This window comes from Bifidobacterium choloepi, assembly GCF_010667615.1.
GTDB lineage: Bacteria > Actinomycetota > Actinomycetes > Actinomycetales > Bifidobacteriaceae > Bifidobacterium > Bifidobacterium choloepi.
Genome location: NZ_VYSG01000001.1, coordinates 685428 through 699912, shown reverse-complemented (window position 1 = coordinate 699912; position 14485 = coordinate 685428). Strand labels below are relative to the sequence as shown.

Annotated in this window: 14 protein-coding genes and 1 tRNA gene; 11 read left to right on the top strand and 4 right to left on the bottom strand. The window is 66.9% G+C overall.

The window, feature by feature from the left end:
- The first annotated feature begins 16 nt into the window (after positions 1-16).
- Positions 17-700, top strand: a complete 684-nt coding sequence (locus F6S87_RS02840; RefSeq protein ID WP_163227121.1) for a dihydrofolate reductase — start codon at positions 17-19, stop codon at positions 698-700.
- Between the two features lie 165 nt (positions 701-865).
- Positions 866-1393: a low molecular weight protein-tyrosine-phosphatase gene (locus F6S87_RS02835; RefSeq protein ID WP_163227120.1), complete on the top strand. Its 528-nt coding sequence runs from the start codon at positions 866-868 to the stop codon at positions 1391-1393.
- A 227-nt stretch (positions 1394-1620) separates the two neighbouring features.
- Here the strand turns inward: F6S87_RS02835 and galE are convergent, their stop codons facing one another.
- The gene (galE, locus tag F6S87_RS02830; protein WP_163227119.1) at positions 1621-2634 is read right to left on the bottom strand and encodes a UDP-glucose 4-epimerase GalE; all 1014 of its coding nucleotides are present in this window, start codon (positions 2632-2634) and stop codon (positions 1621-1623) included.
- A 315-nt stretch (positions 2635-2949) separates the two neighbouring features.
- On the opposite strand from galE, the gene trmB reads away from it, so the two are divergent.
- The gene (gene trmB, locus F6S87_RS02825) at positions 2950-3792 is read left to right on the top strand and encodes a tRNA (guanosine(46)-N7)-methyltransferase TrmB (RefSeq protein ID WP_231129311.1); all 843 of its coding nucleotides are present in this window, start codon (positions 2950-2952) and stop codon (positions 3790-3792) included.
- 123 nt (positions 3793-3915) lie between these two features.
- Positions 3916-3987 (top strand) — tRNA-Glu (locus tag F6S87_RS02820).
- Between the two features lie 77 nt (positions 3988-4064).
- On the opposite strand, the gene F6S87_RS02815 is transcribed toward F6S87_RS02820, so the two are convergent.
- The gene (locus tag F6S87_RS02815) at positions 4065-4472 is read right to left on the bottom strand and encodes a hypothetical protein (protein WP_163227117.1); all 408 of its coding nucleotides are present in this window, start codon (positions 4470-4472) and stop codon (positions 4065-4067) included.
- A 294-nt stretch (positions 4473-4766) separates the two neighbouring features.
- Here F6S87_RS02815 and F6S87_RS02810 point away from each other — a divergent pair, with 294 nt between their 5' ends.
- Positions 4767-5789, top strand: coding sequence for a hypothetical protein (locus tag F6S87_RS02810; protein ID WP_163227116.1), 1023 nt, complete (start codon positions 4767-4769; stop codon positions 5787-5789).
- 101 nt (positions 5790-5890) lie between these two features.
- Here the strand turns inward: F6S87_RS02810 and F6S87_RS02805 are convergent, their stop codons facing one another.
- Positions 5891-6847 carry a 3-hydroxyacyl-CoA dehydrogenase family protein gene (locus tag F6S87_RS02805; protein WP_163227115.1) on the bottom strand — a complete coding sequence of 319 codons (957 nt, stop codon included), beginning with the start codon at positions 6845-6847 and terminating at the stop codon, positions 5891-5893.
- Positions 6848-7024: 177 nt separating this feature from the next.
- On the opposite strand from F6S87_RS02805, the gene F6S87_RS02800 reads away from it, so the two are divergent.
- The 3 genes from F6S87_RS02800 to F6S87_RS02790 all read left to right on the top strand — a co-directional run bounded on the left by F6S87_RS02800 (position 7025) and on the right by F6S87_RS02790 (position 8860).
- Positions 7025-7471, top strand: a complete 447-nt coding sequence (locus tag F6S87_RS02800; protein WP_163227114.1) for a hypothetical protein — start codon at positions 7025-7027, stop codon at positions 7469-7471.
- A gap of 197 nt (positions 7472-7668) precedes the next feature.
- The gene (locus tag F6S87_RS02795; protein WP_163227113.1) at positions 7669-8136 is read left to right on the top strand and encodes a hypothetical protein; all 468 of its coding nucleotides are present in this window, start codon (positions 7669-7671) and stop codon (positions 8134-8136) included.
- 37 nt (positions 8137-8173) lie between these two features.
- Positions 8174-8860, top strand: coding sequence for a sugar O-acetyltransferase (locus F6S87_RS02790; RefSeq protein WP_163227112.1), 687 nt, complete (start codon positions 8174-8176; stop codon positions 8858-8860).
- Between the two features lie 62 nt (positions 8861-8922).
- Here F6S87_RS02790 and F6S87_RS02785 read toward each other — a convergent pair whose 3' ends face one another.
- On the bottom strand, positions 8923-11268 hold the full coding sequence (locus tag F6S87_RS02785; protein WP_163227111.1) for a nitrilase-related carbon-nitrogen hydrolase: 2346 nt from the start codon (positions 11266-11268) through the stop codon (positions 8923-8925).
- Between the two features lie 326 nt (positions 11269-11594).
- Here F6S87_RS02785 and F6S87_RS02780 point away from each other — a divergent pair, with 326 nt between their 5' ends.
- The 3 genes from F6S87_RS02780 (at position 11595) to F6S87_RS02770 (ending at position 14379) form a co-directional block, all read left to right on the top strand.
- The gene (locus tag F6S87_RS02780; protein ID WP_163227110.1) at positions 11595-12278 is read left to right on the top strand and encodes a nitroreductase family protein; all 684 of its coding nucleotides are present in this window, start codon (positions 11595-11597) and stop codon (positions 12276-12278) included.
- A gap of 632 nt (positions 12279-12910) precedes the next feature.
- A complete protein-coding gene (locus F6S87_RS02775; RefSeq protein ID WP_163227109.1) occupies positions 12911-13525 on the top strand; it encodes an MptD family putative ECF transporter S component in 615 nt (204 codons plus the stop codon).
- Complete coding sequence (locus F6S87_RS02770) at positions 13522-14379, top strand: energy-coupling factor transporter transmembrane component T (RefSeq protein WP_163227108.1); 858 nt, start codon at positions 13522-13524, stop codon at positions 14377-14379. Before F6S87_RS02775 ends, F6S87_RS02770 begins: the two co-directional genes overlap by 4 nt.
- Positions 14380-14485 lie beyond the last annotated feature (106 nt).

Sequence of the window (14485 nt, the reverse complement as noted above, 5' to 3'; positions counted from 1 at the left end):
GCCAAGGAGTGAAGAAATGGAGCATGACAGTAGCCGCAGTGGCTATCACGAACCCGAGCCCGGCGTGCCCGGGCGTGACGAGTTCCTCGAGGACGACTGGGGCGACGACTACCCCAAGACGTTCTCCATCAACCTGATCTGGGCGCAGGCCCAGGACAGTGCCGGTCGCGATGGCGTGATCGGCTACCAGGGTGCCATGCCGTGGCACCTGGGCGAGGATCTGCGGCGGTTCAAGGAGCTGACCGTCGGCCACCCGGTCATTATGGGCCGCAAGACGTGGGAATCGCTCAATCCGAAGTACCGGCCGCTGCCGGGCAGGGACAACATCGTCGTGTCCCGCCGCGACGGCTTCACGGCGCCGGGCGCCGTCGTCGTCGACAGCATCGAGGACGCGCTCGACATCGCGCGCCAGGAAGCCATTCCGGACGACGGCCTCGACCGCAGCGAAATCTGGGTCATCGGCGGCGCGCAGCTGTTCCAGCAGATGATGCCGGAAGCCTCGAAGATTTTCCTGACGCAGATCGACTCCACCGTTCCGGCCGACACCTACGCGCCGGACGTCGAGAAGCTGCTCGAATCCGGCGACTGGACCGTCGTCGAGAAGACCGGCTGGAAGAAGCCGGCCGACGCCGACGACATCAAGCGCTACCGCTTCCTCGTCCTCGAGCATTCGTCGAACGATTCGTCCGAAGAAGAGTAGGCGTCTGCTGCATTCGGCGCGCATTTGTTGTCATGAACCCGGGCTTTCGGCCCGGGTTCATGACATCGGGAAGCGGGAACGGGAGAATCGTCCGGACGATTCGATTTCCGGAGGAGTCGTTAGACTGTCGTTGCGAAGAGCAACGTCGACCCGGAAGCTGAGACCATGAGCGATACCCCCGAGAACCATCCGTATACCGTGATGACCGTGTGCACCGGCAATATCTGCCGGTCGCCGATGGGCGAGATCATCCTGCGCGCTGAGTTCGAGCGGCGCGGGCTCGGCGACCGCGTCGTCGTCAAGTCGAGCGGTGTCAGCGACGAGGAGTATGGCAACCCGATCGACCGGCGCGCCGTCAAGGTGCTGCGCGAGCACGGCTACGAACTGCCGGCGTCGCATTTCGCGCACCGGATCACGCGCGAGGAGATCGCCGAGACCGACCTGTTCCTGCCGATGACGGCCTCGCACATGTGGTCGCTGATGCGCCAGCTGCCCGGCAGCAAGCGCGACGAGGTGCACATGTACCGCAGCTTCGACCCCGAGCTCGGCACGCCAGTCGCCGGGCACGAATCCGACATCGACCTCGTCGACCCGTGGTACGGCGGCATGAAGGAATTCGAGGTCGCGATCGACCAGATCGAGCACGTCGCTCCCTATATCGCCGACTACGTCGAGCAGCAGCTGAACGACTAGACAGGAGCTCCCTGGAAGGGAGCTGGCCGCGGAGCGGCCTGAGGGTCGACCGGCCGTCGTCGCGAAGCGACGCGGACGCGCTGGAACGCAAGAAGTCCCGTAGAACTTGAGTTCTACGGGACTTTTCAGTACCAGCGCGCGCTCGTCGCCTGCGGCGACGTCGGCGGTCGACCCTCAGTCTCGCTAACGCTCGACAGCTCCCTTCCAGGGCGCTCGGGAAGAGGAACTCAGGCGTCGACCTGCTTCCAGGTCTCGACGTCGATGTGGTGCTCCGGGTTGGCCTGCCAGGCCTTCCAGGCGGACTCGACGATGTCCTCGACGTCGTACTGGGCGTGCCAGCCCATCTCGTTGTTGATGCGGTCCGGGCAACCGATCAGCTGGGCCGGGTCACCGGGACGACGCGGCTGCACGACTTCCTGGAACGGCAGGCCGGTGACCTTCTTGAGCTCGTCGACGATCTGGCGGACCGACGTGCCCTTGCCGGTGCCGACGTTGAAGACGTCGTACTTGCGCTCGTCCTTGTCGAGGTACTTGAGCGCGGCGACATGGGCATCGGCGAGGTCGGAGACGTGGATGTAGTCGCGGATGCAGGTGCCGTCGGGCGTCGGGTAGTCGTCGCCGAAGATGGCCGGCGCCTTGCCCTGCTTGAGGCGGTTCATCAGCATCGGGATGAGGTTGAGGATGGCCGGATCCTCCAGCTCGACCGGGCCGCAGCCGGCGACGTTGAAGTAGCGCAGGCCGCAGAAGCGGATGCCGTACGGTTCCTCGCAGGCGCGCGCCATCCACTCGCCGAACAGCTTGGTTTGGCCGTACGGGTTGATCGGCAGCATCGGGACGACGTCCTCCGGCACGACCTCGACCGGCGGCTCGCCGTACGTGGCGGCCGAGGAGGAGAAGACGAGCTTCTTGACGTCGGCGTCGCGCATGGCGGTCAGCACGTTGAGCATGCCGTTGATGTTCTGCTGGTAGTACCACAGCGGCTTCTCGACCGACTCGCCGACCTGCTTGCGGGCGGCGAAGTGGATGACCGAGTCGACACCCTCGGCCTTCATGATCTCGGCCAGGCGCTCGGCGGCGCCCGGGTTGGAGATGTCCATGCCGTACAGGCGGGCGCCTTCGATGCGGGTCGGCTTGCCGTAGCTCAGATCGTCGACGACGACGACGTTTTCGCCGGCTTCGTGCAGGGCGTGGACAACGTGGGCGCCAATGTAGCCGCAGCCGCCGGTGACAAGAACAGTCATGATGGACCTTTCCTCTTCGTTGATTGGTTGGTGTTCGTGAACCGAATCGGTCACCAGTCTAGTCGGGACGTTGAGGAGACAGGTAACCGTTCGTTATTTTTCTGTTTTGTTAAGTTTTGTTATTTTGAGTATAGACGATTCTTCCGTCATTCGCCCGGCGTGTTGCAAGAATCGTCCTCCCGGATGTCATGAACCCGGGCCGTGAACCCGGGCCACGGCCCGGGTTCACGACATCCGGGGAGGGGAGAGCTGGTCGGCAGGCGGCCCGGTCGGCCCATGATGGAGGAATCGTTGCCGGTTTGTATAAATAAAGGTATGGAACACGAAGAGCATACGGACAATCCGCTGTACGGACGCAAGGTGATGTCGTTTGTGCGCAGGTCGGCGCGGCTGGACGACCGGCTGCAGCGCGCGTGGGATACGTACGGCGGGCGGTACCTGCTGAAGATCGCCGCCGGCGAGGGATCGCTGTCGGTGGCCGACGGCTTCCTGCTGGACGATTCCTACGTCGAACAGGCGTGGGGACGGCGGGCGCCGCTCGTCGTCGAGATCGGCACCGGTCAGGGCGAGAACGTCGTCGCGGCCGCGGCCGCCGACCCCGACCGCAACTACCTGGCGCTGGAAGTCTACGATCCCGGCGTCGCCCACACGCTGCTGCTCGCCGGCAAGCGCGACCTGGCGAACCTCAGGGTGGCGCAGGTCAACGCGCCGGAGATGCTGGCCGCCTGCGCGCCGGGCGCGATCGACGAAGTCTGGACGTATTTCCCCGATCCGTGGCCGAAGATGCGCCATCACAAGCGCAGGATCGTGCAGCCGGAGCTGGCGTCGTCGGTCGCGGCGGCGCTGCGCGACGGCGGCGTGTGGCGCATCGCCACCGACATCGACGACTATGCGCTGCATGTCCACGAAGTGATGGACGGCCGCGACGACTTCGTCAACGAAGGCGCCGAGAAGCTCGCCAACGGCGAGCCCGGCGGCGTGAGCGTCTCGCTGGCGACCGAACATGTCGGCAAGGGCAACGCCGACGAGGCCGCCACGCTGCCGCACGCCGACTTCGCCGAGTCGGAGCGTTTTGCCGGCCGCGTGCTGACGAACTTCGAGAAGAAGGGCCTCGCCGCCGGCCGCACGATCCACGACTTCACCTATCGCAAGGCCTGAACTTCCGCCGCCTCGCGCCGACATGCCCGGCGGTTTCCTTTCCTCAGGAGAAAGCCGCTGGGCGACACGCCGAAGACTTGCGAAATGAGACAACTCGCGTACTATTAATCGAGTTGTCACGAAGCCCCCTTCGTCTAACGGTTAGGACACCAGACTTTCAATCTGACAACGAGAGTTCGACTCTCTCAGGGGGTACGGCTAACGGACTGCCGGGAATCGTTGGGTTTTCAACGATTTCCGGCAGTTTTCGTTTGCGGTGCGAATGAACGGCGCTACTCCGGGAAGTCGTCGGGGCCCTCGTCGTCCCAGGTGAGGTCGCGGCCGCGCATATGGTCGAAGACGTCGGGGTCGAGGCCGTCGAACAGGCCGCGCCATCGGCTGTCATGCACGTCGTCGTGACCGACGTCGCGGCCCTCGGCCATCGCGGCGAGCTTCGCGTCGTCGAGCATCGCGTCCTCGAGGATCTCCGCGATGATGTTGAACGTCAGGCCGAACGCGATCGCCTGCTCGTAGTTGAGCGTCGTCGACACGCTCATGTCGTTGTCGGTGTACTCGACGTAGAAGCCGGTGACGTCGCACAGCTCGCCGTCGGACATCCAGGTACCGCCCTCGGTGCGGAATTTCAGCGTGACTTCCTGATGGCCGGTGCGAACGGCCGGATCGGTGATGGACTGTGCCATCGGGCCTCCTTGCTCGTGACTGTCCGCGGACCGGCGACGCGCCGGTCGCCGGTCCGCGGCGGATTGCATCAGCGTACCGGCGTCCATGCGTCCGGCAAACCGCCCTCCGCGGCGTGTCGGAGCCGGTTTTCGTTGGCATTGCCGGGTTTGCGGTTGATTTTCCCGATTCCTGCGGTCGTGCAGGCGCATGCGGCTTGCCGCCGGTTGGTTTTTTCGACAAAGTCGGCGAGAATGGGAAGACATGCGAGCCGGCGACGACGCCGGGGAGACGAGACGAACGTAAGGATGACAGCGATGACGGAAGTGAACGAGGAAGCCGACGTGACCGTCGCCGGCGACGCGGCGGCGGGTGCCGAACCGGTGGCGGCGAGCGGCGACGACATCGAGGCGTTCATCGACGACTGCGTGACGAAGGCCGTCGACGAGGCGCTCGATCCGGCGAAGACCGACGAGCTGCTGGCGTCCACGCGGCTCGGCGACGAGCTGTCCGCCGACAGGCTCGACAGCCAGACCTACTTCAACCTGCGGATGTGGGAGGAGCAGACCGGCAGCGGCGAGGCGTTCGCGGCGTACCTCGAGGACGCCGAACGGCAGATGGCGCTGGTGCGCAACAACACGGCGGCGTTCACGCCGGCGCGTCGCGAGGACGTCCTCGCCGTCGCGCGCACGAAAGTCGAGACCGACGCCGGTCTGCGCAAGCTGCGCAACCCCGAAGTCGTCGAGCAGTACCGCGAGCCGCCGTTCCTCGCCGTCGTCCTGTCGATCGTCTCGGTCGCGCTGTTCCTCGGCGCGCTGCTCAGCTTCTTCTCGATGGTGACCGAACTCGTCCAGCGCGACGGGCTGTGGCTGACGAGCCTCGTGCGCATCGTCGGCTTCGTGGCCGGCGGCATCGTCTGCTGCGTGCCGCGGTTCATCTACACGCACCGCAAGAAGCAGTGGGACACCTGGCACCTCTCCGACCAGGCGCGCCGCAACCTCATCGTCGAGCATGTGCGCGACGTGGCGCGCCAGACCGTCGACGAGATGCCCGGCGCATTCGCCTGGGGCAACGCCGTCTGGAGGAGTGGCGGCGACGGAAACGATTCCCGCGACGACAGGCCGGTCTGGGGCGCCGTCGAACACGGCGACGTCGTCGACGAGGAGAGCCTGACGGCCTACGCGAGGTCGCTGACGCTCGCCGTGCGCGACGCGCCGACGACGCTGCCGTCGCCCGACCAGCTGCCCCGGCTCGCCTCGATCGAGCTGGCCTCCCCGTCGTCGTTCCCCCGCGGCGCCGAGACGATGCGCGAGGCGCTGGCGACACTGAAGACGGAGTAGGAACGCACGAACCTCTTCTCGATGTCACATTGATGTCACGAACCCGAGCCGCAAGCCCGGGGCCGTGACATCAAGAGGAAAAGGGGAGGGACCGCGGCGCGTCAGTCGTCGACGCCTTCCCGCGACGCCTTCAGGGCCGCCATCAGCTTGCGGTCGCGCTCGCCGATGACTTCGGCGCCGCGGCTGCCTTCCCAGTCGTAGAAGCCGCGGCCGGTCTTCGCGCCGAGCTCGCCGGCCTCCACCTTCTCACCGAGCGCGGCGATCGCGTCCGGCGAGTTGTCGAGATCCGCGCACAGGTACGTCGAGACGTTGTAGAACGTGTCGAGGCCGCCGAGATCTGCCGATGCGATCGGGCCGAGGATGCTCCAGCGCAGGCCGAGCGAGTTCTCGACGACGGTGTCGACGGTGTCCGGCGACGCGATGCCCTCCTTCACGATGTTGAGCGCCTCGCGGATGACGGCGAGCTGGATGCGGTTGCCGACGAACCCGAGCGACTCCTTCTCGAGCTTCGCCGGCTTCTTGCCGATCGTCTCCATCAGCGCGAACGTCGCGTCGACGGTCTCCGGCGCCGTCTGCTCGCCGGGCACGACCTCGACGAGCGGCATCAGGTGCACCGGATTCCAGAAGTGCGCGACGACGAACCGCTCAGGACGGTCGAGCACCGACTGGATCGCCGTCGGCGACAGTCCCGACGTGTTCGTCGCGAAGATCGCGTCCTCCGGCGCGAACTGCTCGATCCGCTTCCAGACATCGCGCTTGACGTCGAGGTTCTCGACGATCGACTCGATGACGAAGTCGGCGCCGGCGACGCCCTCGGCACAGTCGGTCGTCGTCGTGATCCTCGCCAGCACGTCCTCGACGGTGTCGTCGCCGGCGAGCAGCCCGTTGGCCGCCAGCTCGTTCGCCTCGGCGAGGATCTTCGCCATCGCCGCCTCGAGACTCGCGCCGCCGAGCTCGACGAGCCGCACCTCGTAGCCAGCCATCGCGAACTGCAGCGCCGTCGCGTGGCCCATCGTGCCCGAACCGATATTCGCAATCGTGTTGATCTGCCGTGTCATCGGAAACTCCTTTGTTTCTGCTGTTTTCCCCATCGTTGGTTGGTTGCCATTGTAGCCCACGTCGTCCGTGGCCGGATTATCATCGAAACCGTCTGCTTCCCGCTGTCTTGACAGGCAGGAACCGCGGCGACGGAGCCGCGCGGATTGGCTACGCTTGGGGAAGACGAAAGGACGGTCATGGGCGAAGTCTGGAATTGGTTGTCGCTGGCCCTGAGCTGGATCGGTCTGCTGCAGGCCGTCGTGCTGCTCGTCGCCGTCACCCGCCATAAGGCCGTCGGCAACGCCCGCTGGCTCAGGTTCCTGCAGGATCCGCTCGGTGGCGCCGGCGTCGTGTGCTTCCTGATCGGCCTGTCTACAATGTGCCGGGCGCTCGCCGACAAGCCGTCGCCGTGGTCGCTGGGCCTCAACGCCGTCGTCATCGGAGTCATCGCGCTGCTGATGGGGATCGATGGACGATCCATCCGTCGCAGGCTCGTCCGCGCCGAAGACGAACTCGCCGGACTGCGCGAGGGCCACGGCGAACTCGACGTGCCGACGTTCCGTGGCTTCACCGTCATGACCGGACCGTCCGAGCCGGTGCCTCCGGAACTGCTGGCCGAGGGCGCCCGACAATCCGCCGAATAGCTGTCCAATTATTAGGACCGGCCAGCAAAGTCAAGCGGGTGTCGTGAAGAATTGAGGTCATCCATCCCGCACCGGCGCGAGACGATGAGGCGGGAATCGTGCAACGACGACGATTCCCGACGTGCCGCGCGGGACATCAGAAGCCATGCGATACCGCCGCCGGCCGTCCCCGCCGGCGCGAGCGAAAGGACCCACCGATGACCGATGTCCGCGAGAGCACCGCCGAGCCGATTGCCCGGCTGGTCGACGAACCCGAAGACGAGCCGCTGTTCGCGGCGTCTCCCGACGATTTCAGCAAGGAGGCCGGCTACACGATCGCGCTGCCCGACGGCCTGTCGGCGGAATTCCGGCCGTCGCGGACGATCACGCCGGAGGAATACCTAGCGTGGGAGTGCGGAGGCGCGGAACCGTACGCCGGCTTCGACGCCGAATACGATGCGTGGGAGGCGGCATGGAACGACGTCGACGACGCGCAGACGCTGCTCGACGGCGACGTCGTGACCGTCGAGGACGTTGGCGACGACGGCTGCCTGACCGGCCACGTCCTCGAATGGGACGAGCGCACCGGCACGCTGACGCGCACCGACCTCGTCACCGGCGACGTCACCACCGAAACCACCGCCCACTACCGCGGCATCCCGCTCGTCCGCGCAATCCGGGACTAGTCGGCACGGCGCGCGTAGACTGTCTCCGTGGCGCTCGATGTCGAGCGGGAATCGTTACGGAGAAAGCGAGGCGGCGGTGAAGGCGCAGCAGGACAAGATGCATACGGAGGAACTGTACTTGCCGGGTGACGAGGCGATCGTCGAGCGACAGGTGCAGTGCCTCGAGAAACTGTACGATTTCAACGCCACGAGGCCGTCGCAGGGCGAGCTGCGGACGGCGCTGCTGCGCGAGATGTTCGCGGACATCGGCGACGGCTGCTACATCGAGCCGCCGTTCCACGCGAACTTCGGCGGCGCGCACGTGCACTTCGGCGCCGGCGTCTACGCGAACTTCAACCTCACCTGCGTCGACGACACGCACATTTACGTCGGCGACTCGACGATGATCGGACCGAACGTCACGCTGGCGACGGCCGGCCACCCGATCGCGCCGGAACTGCGGGCGAAGGGCTACCAGTACAACGCGCCGATCCGCATCGGCCGCAACTGCTGGCTCGGCGCCGGCGTGACGGTGCTGCCGGGCGTGACGATCGGCGACAATGTCGTCGTCGGCGCCGGCTCCGTCGTTACGAAGGACCTGCCGGACAACGTCGTCGCCGTCGGCACGCCGGCACATGTGCTGCGCAATGTCGACGAGCGCGACTACGAGCATTACTTCCGCGACCACCGCATCGACTGGGCCGAAGTCCGGGAAGAAACCGGGGTCGCGGATCCGCGCCGGTAGATTTTTGATTACTGTTCGTGTCGCAAGTCCGGACTGCGGCCCGGGCTTGCGACACGAACGGACTACTGCAGGTCGGCGAGCCAGAGGGAGGGGTCGGCGAAGGGCGGGAACATGTTGCCGGAGGAGAGGTCGAGGCCGGCGGACGCGAGGCGCGGACCGTCGGGCAGGCTCGAGCGGCGGAACTGCGTGGCGAAGTAGCGGCGCAGGAACAGTCCGAGCCAGTCGCGCAGCTGGCCGGCGTCGTAGTCATCGCCGAACGCCGCCCGCGCGAGCCGCAGCGTCTTGCGTGGCCGGTAGTGGCCGCGCAACATCCCGTCGACGAAGAAGTCGGCGACTTCGACCGGCATCAGCGTGAACGATCCGTCCGCCATGGCGTTGCCGTCGTCGGGAATCTCGAGCATGCCGGCCGTGCAGTCGAGCGACTCGAGCAGCACGCGGACCGTGTGGTTGCCGTCGGTGACGGCGAGCCGCTGGACGACCGGGCCGACGAGCGTGCGCGCCATCTGGCTGTTGACCATGTACGCGAATTCGTTCGGCAGCGGCGGATGCGGCGTCGGGATGCCGAACGCGAGCTTCGTCATGTCGGCCGGCAACACGACGAGCGGATGGGTGCCGTCGAACGGCCCGTGGCCGGGACCGTGGCCCGGGCCGTGGTCCGGACCGTGACCGCCATGCGGAGCCGCGCCGTGCGCCGGGCACGTCGGCGGCTTTGGCGCGCCGGCGTCCCGGGCCCCGTGGTGGCCACCGTGTGGCATCGGGCCATGGCCCGGCTTCGGCAGCTCCCTGAAGCCGCAGCCGAGGGCGTGCGAGAAGCTCGCGAGGAACTTGGCGGCGTCGGTGTCGACCGAGTCGGCCGGAGCCGGCGGTTCGGGCGGGGCGAGCACCGTGACGGCGTCGGCGTCGAGGCCGGCGAGCGCGGCGGCCCTGACCGTCGCCAGCACTGCGAGCGCGATGCCGGGCAGGTACGAGTCGTGGCCGGCGCCGTCGACGACAATATGGTCCACCTTCTGGTTGCGGATGCGGGCGAGCAGACCGTGCACCTGCATCTGGAACGCGAGGTCGCACACGTCGGCGCGCACTGTCACGCTGCCGGTCACGCCGGTCGGATCGCCGGTGACCGGCGGCACGAACGGCGTGCGCGAGACCGGCCTGACGAGGCCGGCGCCGCGGGCCGGGGCAGTGGCGTGCGAATCGTCCGAGCCGCGCGAATTGTCCGAGCCGCGCGAATCGCCGGTGCCGGAAGAATCGTCCGAATCGTTCGAATTGCCGGCCGCGCCGCCGATCGTCATGTCGAAGTCGACGACGTGATAGCCGGCGTCTTCCGGCGTGCCGGCGACGTGGAACGACGACATGCCGCGGCGCGCGCCGACGAGCGACTCGACGTCGACGTCGGCGATCGCGTAGCCGGCGCCGAACGGCTTCGATTCGGCGAGGATCGTGCCGTTGTCGCAGATGAGTTCCTGGCCGCCGACGGTGACGTCGCCGGTCGAGTCCGCCTGGCCGGAGCTCACGTAGACGTAACTGGCGAGCAGGCGCGCCGACTGGCCGGAAATCAGGCCGCGGCGATAGATGTCCTTGTCGAGGCTCGCGTTCGACGCCGAACCGTTGACGAGCACCGTCGCGCCGGCCAGCGCGAGCCTGATCGACGGCGGCTCCGGCGACCAGATGTCCTCGCAGATTTCGTAGCCGACCGTCAGCGCCGGCTCGCCGGCGCAACGGAAGACCTGGTGCGAACCGAACGGCACGCCGCGCTGGCCGGCGACGTCGACCGGGCAGACGGCGGCCGGGCCGGACTGGAACCAGCGGCCCTCGAAGTCGACGCCGTACGTCGGGATGAACGTCTTCGGCACGATGCCGAGAATCCGTCCGCGGTGGCAGACGGCGAGCGTGTTGTAAGTCTTGCCGTTGACCGACAGCGGCAGGCCGACCGAGAACAGCACGTCGAGATCGGCCGTCTCGCCGGCGAGCCACGCCAGCGACCGTTCGGCCGACTCGAGCAGCAGCGGCTGGTAGAGCAGGTCGTCGGCAATGTACGACGTCATCGCCATCTCCGGAAACGCGACGATGTTCGCGCCGTCGCCGGCCGCGCGGCGCAATGTCTCCAGCATCAGCCGCGCGTTACGTGGCGGGTTCGCCACCCGCGACATCGGCGACGCTGTCGCGATCCTGACAAAGCCGTCGTTCATCGTCGCCGTCGAGAACGGGCCGCCGGTCGCCGTCTGCGGTTCCGCTGCCTGCGTCGCGGTTGCCTGTGTGGTCGTTGCCTGCGTGGCCGTCGCCTGCGGTTTCGTCTCCTGCGTGGCCGTCGCCTGCGGTTTCGTCTCCTGCGTGGCCGTCGCCGCCCGCGTGGCTGATTCCGCTTTCGTTTCCGTTTCCGTTGACTGTGCCGCTGTCTGCATCGTCGCCATTTGTCCGCACGATCCTTCCGCCGATTGCCGCTCGTATTCGCACACCAACGTAGGAGTCGATGCTCAAAAAGCGGCGGAAAGCGGGGCGATTTTACGACCTGCGAACACGGCGCGGCACCCCGGCGGCCAGCGGCGGCCGTCGGCGGCGGCGTTGGCCGTGCGGCCAGCGGAACATGCCGGTGCCCGTACCCAGTGTCCTCGCAGGAACCGGGCTATGATCGGGAACAGGATGACTTACGGAAGCGTAAGTTACGGAAGCGTACGGCCGCTGCCCGCGATGACTGGCCGGGCCGGCCGCACGTTTCCGGGAAAAGCGAGGGTTGCTGATGAATGAAGCATTGAAGACCATGGAACTTCGCCATTCTGTGCGCAAGTTCGCCGACGAGCCGCTGACGGCCGACGAGATCCGCGCCATCGAGACGATGATCGCCGACATCAACCGCGAGTCCGGACTCCATTTCCAGCTCATGGTCAACAGTCGCGTCTCGTTCCTGTCGGTCATCGGCGCGGCGACGTACGGCGCGTTCCGCAACGTGCGCAACTACATCGCGCTCGTCGCGCGGCCGGTCGGCGACCAGCTCGAGCGACTCGGCTACTACGGCGAACGGCTCGTGCTCAAGATGACGGAGATGGGACTGGGCACCTGCTGGGTCGGCGGTTCGTTGTCGAAACGGTTCACGCCGGCGGACGTGCGGCCGGGGGAGCGGCTCAACTGCATCGTCATGGTCGGGCACATCGGCGTGCCGGGCCGCCCGCACCGCTCGAAGACGATCGGCGAGATGTGCGAACTCAACGGCCGGCAGATGCCCGACTGGTTCCACCGCGGCATGATCGGCGTGCAGCTCGCGCCGTCGGCAATGAACCAGCAGCGCACCGTCTTCGAACTGCTCGACCTGAACCAGGTCCTCGTCCACAAGACCACGCGTCCGTTCGGCGCCGTCGACGCCGGCATTGCGAAGTGCCACTTCGAACAGCTTGCGGGCAAGGAGAACTTCGTCTTCGTGGGATGATCCGGCACCCTCCTTCCAGCAGGGGAGACGAACTGGAAGAAAAGTATCGTCCGGAGTGCCGAACGGAACACCTTTCTTCCAGCCGGGAGACCCAGCTGGAAGAAAGGTTCGGTTATGGACCGGAGAGACGGTACTTTTCTTCCAGTTGGGAGACTCGGCTGGAAGGAAGGTGCGGTTGTGCGCCGGGGAGACGGTACTTTTCTTCCAGTTGGGAGACTCGGCTGGAAGGAAGGTTCGGTTATGGGCCGGGCGGACGGTACTTTTCTTCCAGTGATGGGCGCGTGCTGGAAGGAAGGTGCGGTTGCGCGCCGGGCGGACGGTACTTTTCTTCCAGTGACGGGCGCGAGCTGGAAGAAAGGTGCGGTTATGGACCGGAGAGACGGCACCTTTCTTCCAGTGACGGGTGCAAGCTGGAAGAAAGGTGCGGTTGCGGGCCGGGGAAGTGATACTTTTCTTCCAGCTTTGTGACGAAACTGGAACGATTCGCGCGCCGCATCGGCCGCGGGGTTGCAATGAATCCGATTTATTGGTGAATTGGATTAGTCGGATGTGAAATGGAGCGGACGGACGAATCGTTCCGTCCTACAGTGACGACCGATGACCTCGACTTTCCAGACTTTCAGGAGCCTCGCATGACCGCGACCACCAACCCCACCGTTTCCGTCTTCGGGCGGCTCGGCGCCCGCGACTTCGTCACGACCGGCGTCTTCACGACGATCATGTTCCTCGTGACGGCGCTCGGCGCGCCGCTGAGCATCGTGCCGGTGCTGCTGCCGCTGATGGCCGTCGTCATGCCGATCTGCGGCGGCATTCCGTTCATGCTGTTCGCCGCTCGCGTGCGCCGCTTCGGCATGATCACGATCATGGGTACCGTGCTCGGCACGCTGCTCGCGCTGATGGGCCACGGCATCTTCGTCTTCGCGACAGGCATCGTGTTCGGCCTGCTCGGCGACCTCGTCGCCGCGGCCGGCCGCTACCGCTCGCTGAAATTCAACACGCTCGCCTACGGCGTCTTCTCGATCTGGCTGCTCGGCAACTTCATGCCGATCGTGCTCACGCGCGACGCCTACTACGCCAAGCTCGCCTCCGGCCGCCGCGGCGTCGGCTACGCGGACCGGCTGATGGCCGTCATGCCCGACTGGTCGCTCGCCCCGCTTGCCGTCGCCTGCTTCGTCTCCGGCCTGCTCGGCGCGTGGCTCGGCCGCGCCATGCTCAGGAAGCATTTCGAGCGCGCGGGACTGGCATGACGGCGACGATTCCCGCGACGGCACGCCGCCCGGGGACGGAATCCGGCGCGCCACCGACAGCGACGATAGCCGGCGCGAACACGACGCGCCGGCTACGGCTCGATCCGCGCACGAAAATCCTGCTCGTCGTGACGATCTCGACGATCGTCATCGCCGGCGGCGGACGTCCCGGCATGGAAATCGTCGCGCCGGCGCTCGCGGTGATCCCGTTCGTGCTGCTGCTCGCGGCTGGCCGGCGCCGGTTCGCGGCCGCCTACGCCGCGCTCTACGCCGGCACCTTCGCCGTCGACGCCGGCATCGGCTGGCTCGTCGGGCCGGCCGGTCCGCTGTCGGCGGCCTACGGTACGGCAACCGGCGGTGCGGCGGCCGGCACGGGCGTCGCCGTCGCCGTGCTCGACACGGTGCGCATGACCTACTGCGGCGTGTTCGCCGCCTGCATGCCCGGCATCGCCGCCGGCGTCGTCCTCGTCTCGACGACGACGGTCGGCGAGTTCATGGCGGCGATGGACCGCTGGCGGGTACCGTCCTCCGTCACGATCCCGCTCGCCGTCGTCTTCCGCTTCCTGCCGACCGTCGCCGAGGAACACGCCGCGATCGGCGATGCGATGCGCCAGCGCGGCATCATGCTCGGCGGCTCGCGCCCGTGGAAAATGCTCGAATACCGGCTCGTGCCGCTGATCGCCTCGTGCGTGAAGATCGGCGACGACCTGTCGGCCGCCGCGCTGACCCGCGGCCTCGGCGCGCCGGTACGCCGCACCTCGCTTGCCGACGTCGGCTTCCGCGCCGCCGACATCGTCCTGCTCGGGCTGTGCGCGGCGGCGTGGGCGGCATGGATCGTGCTGTTGCTGTCCTGACTTCCGGGAGACGAGAGAACACCGGAGGACGCCAAAGGACCGGGACAAGACCGGCAAGAAGGAACCTGAAGAAGAGCCCTGGAAGAACGGAAGAACGGAAAGGAGG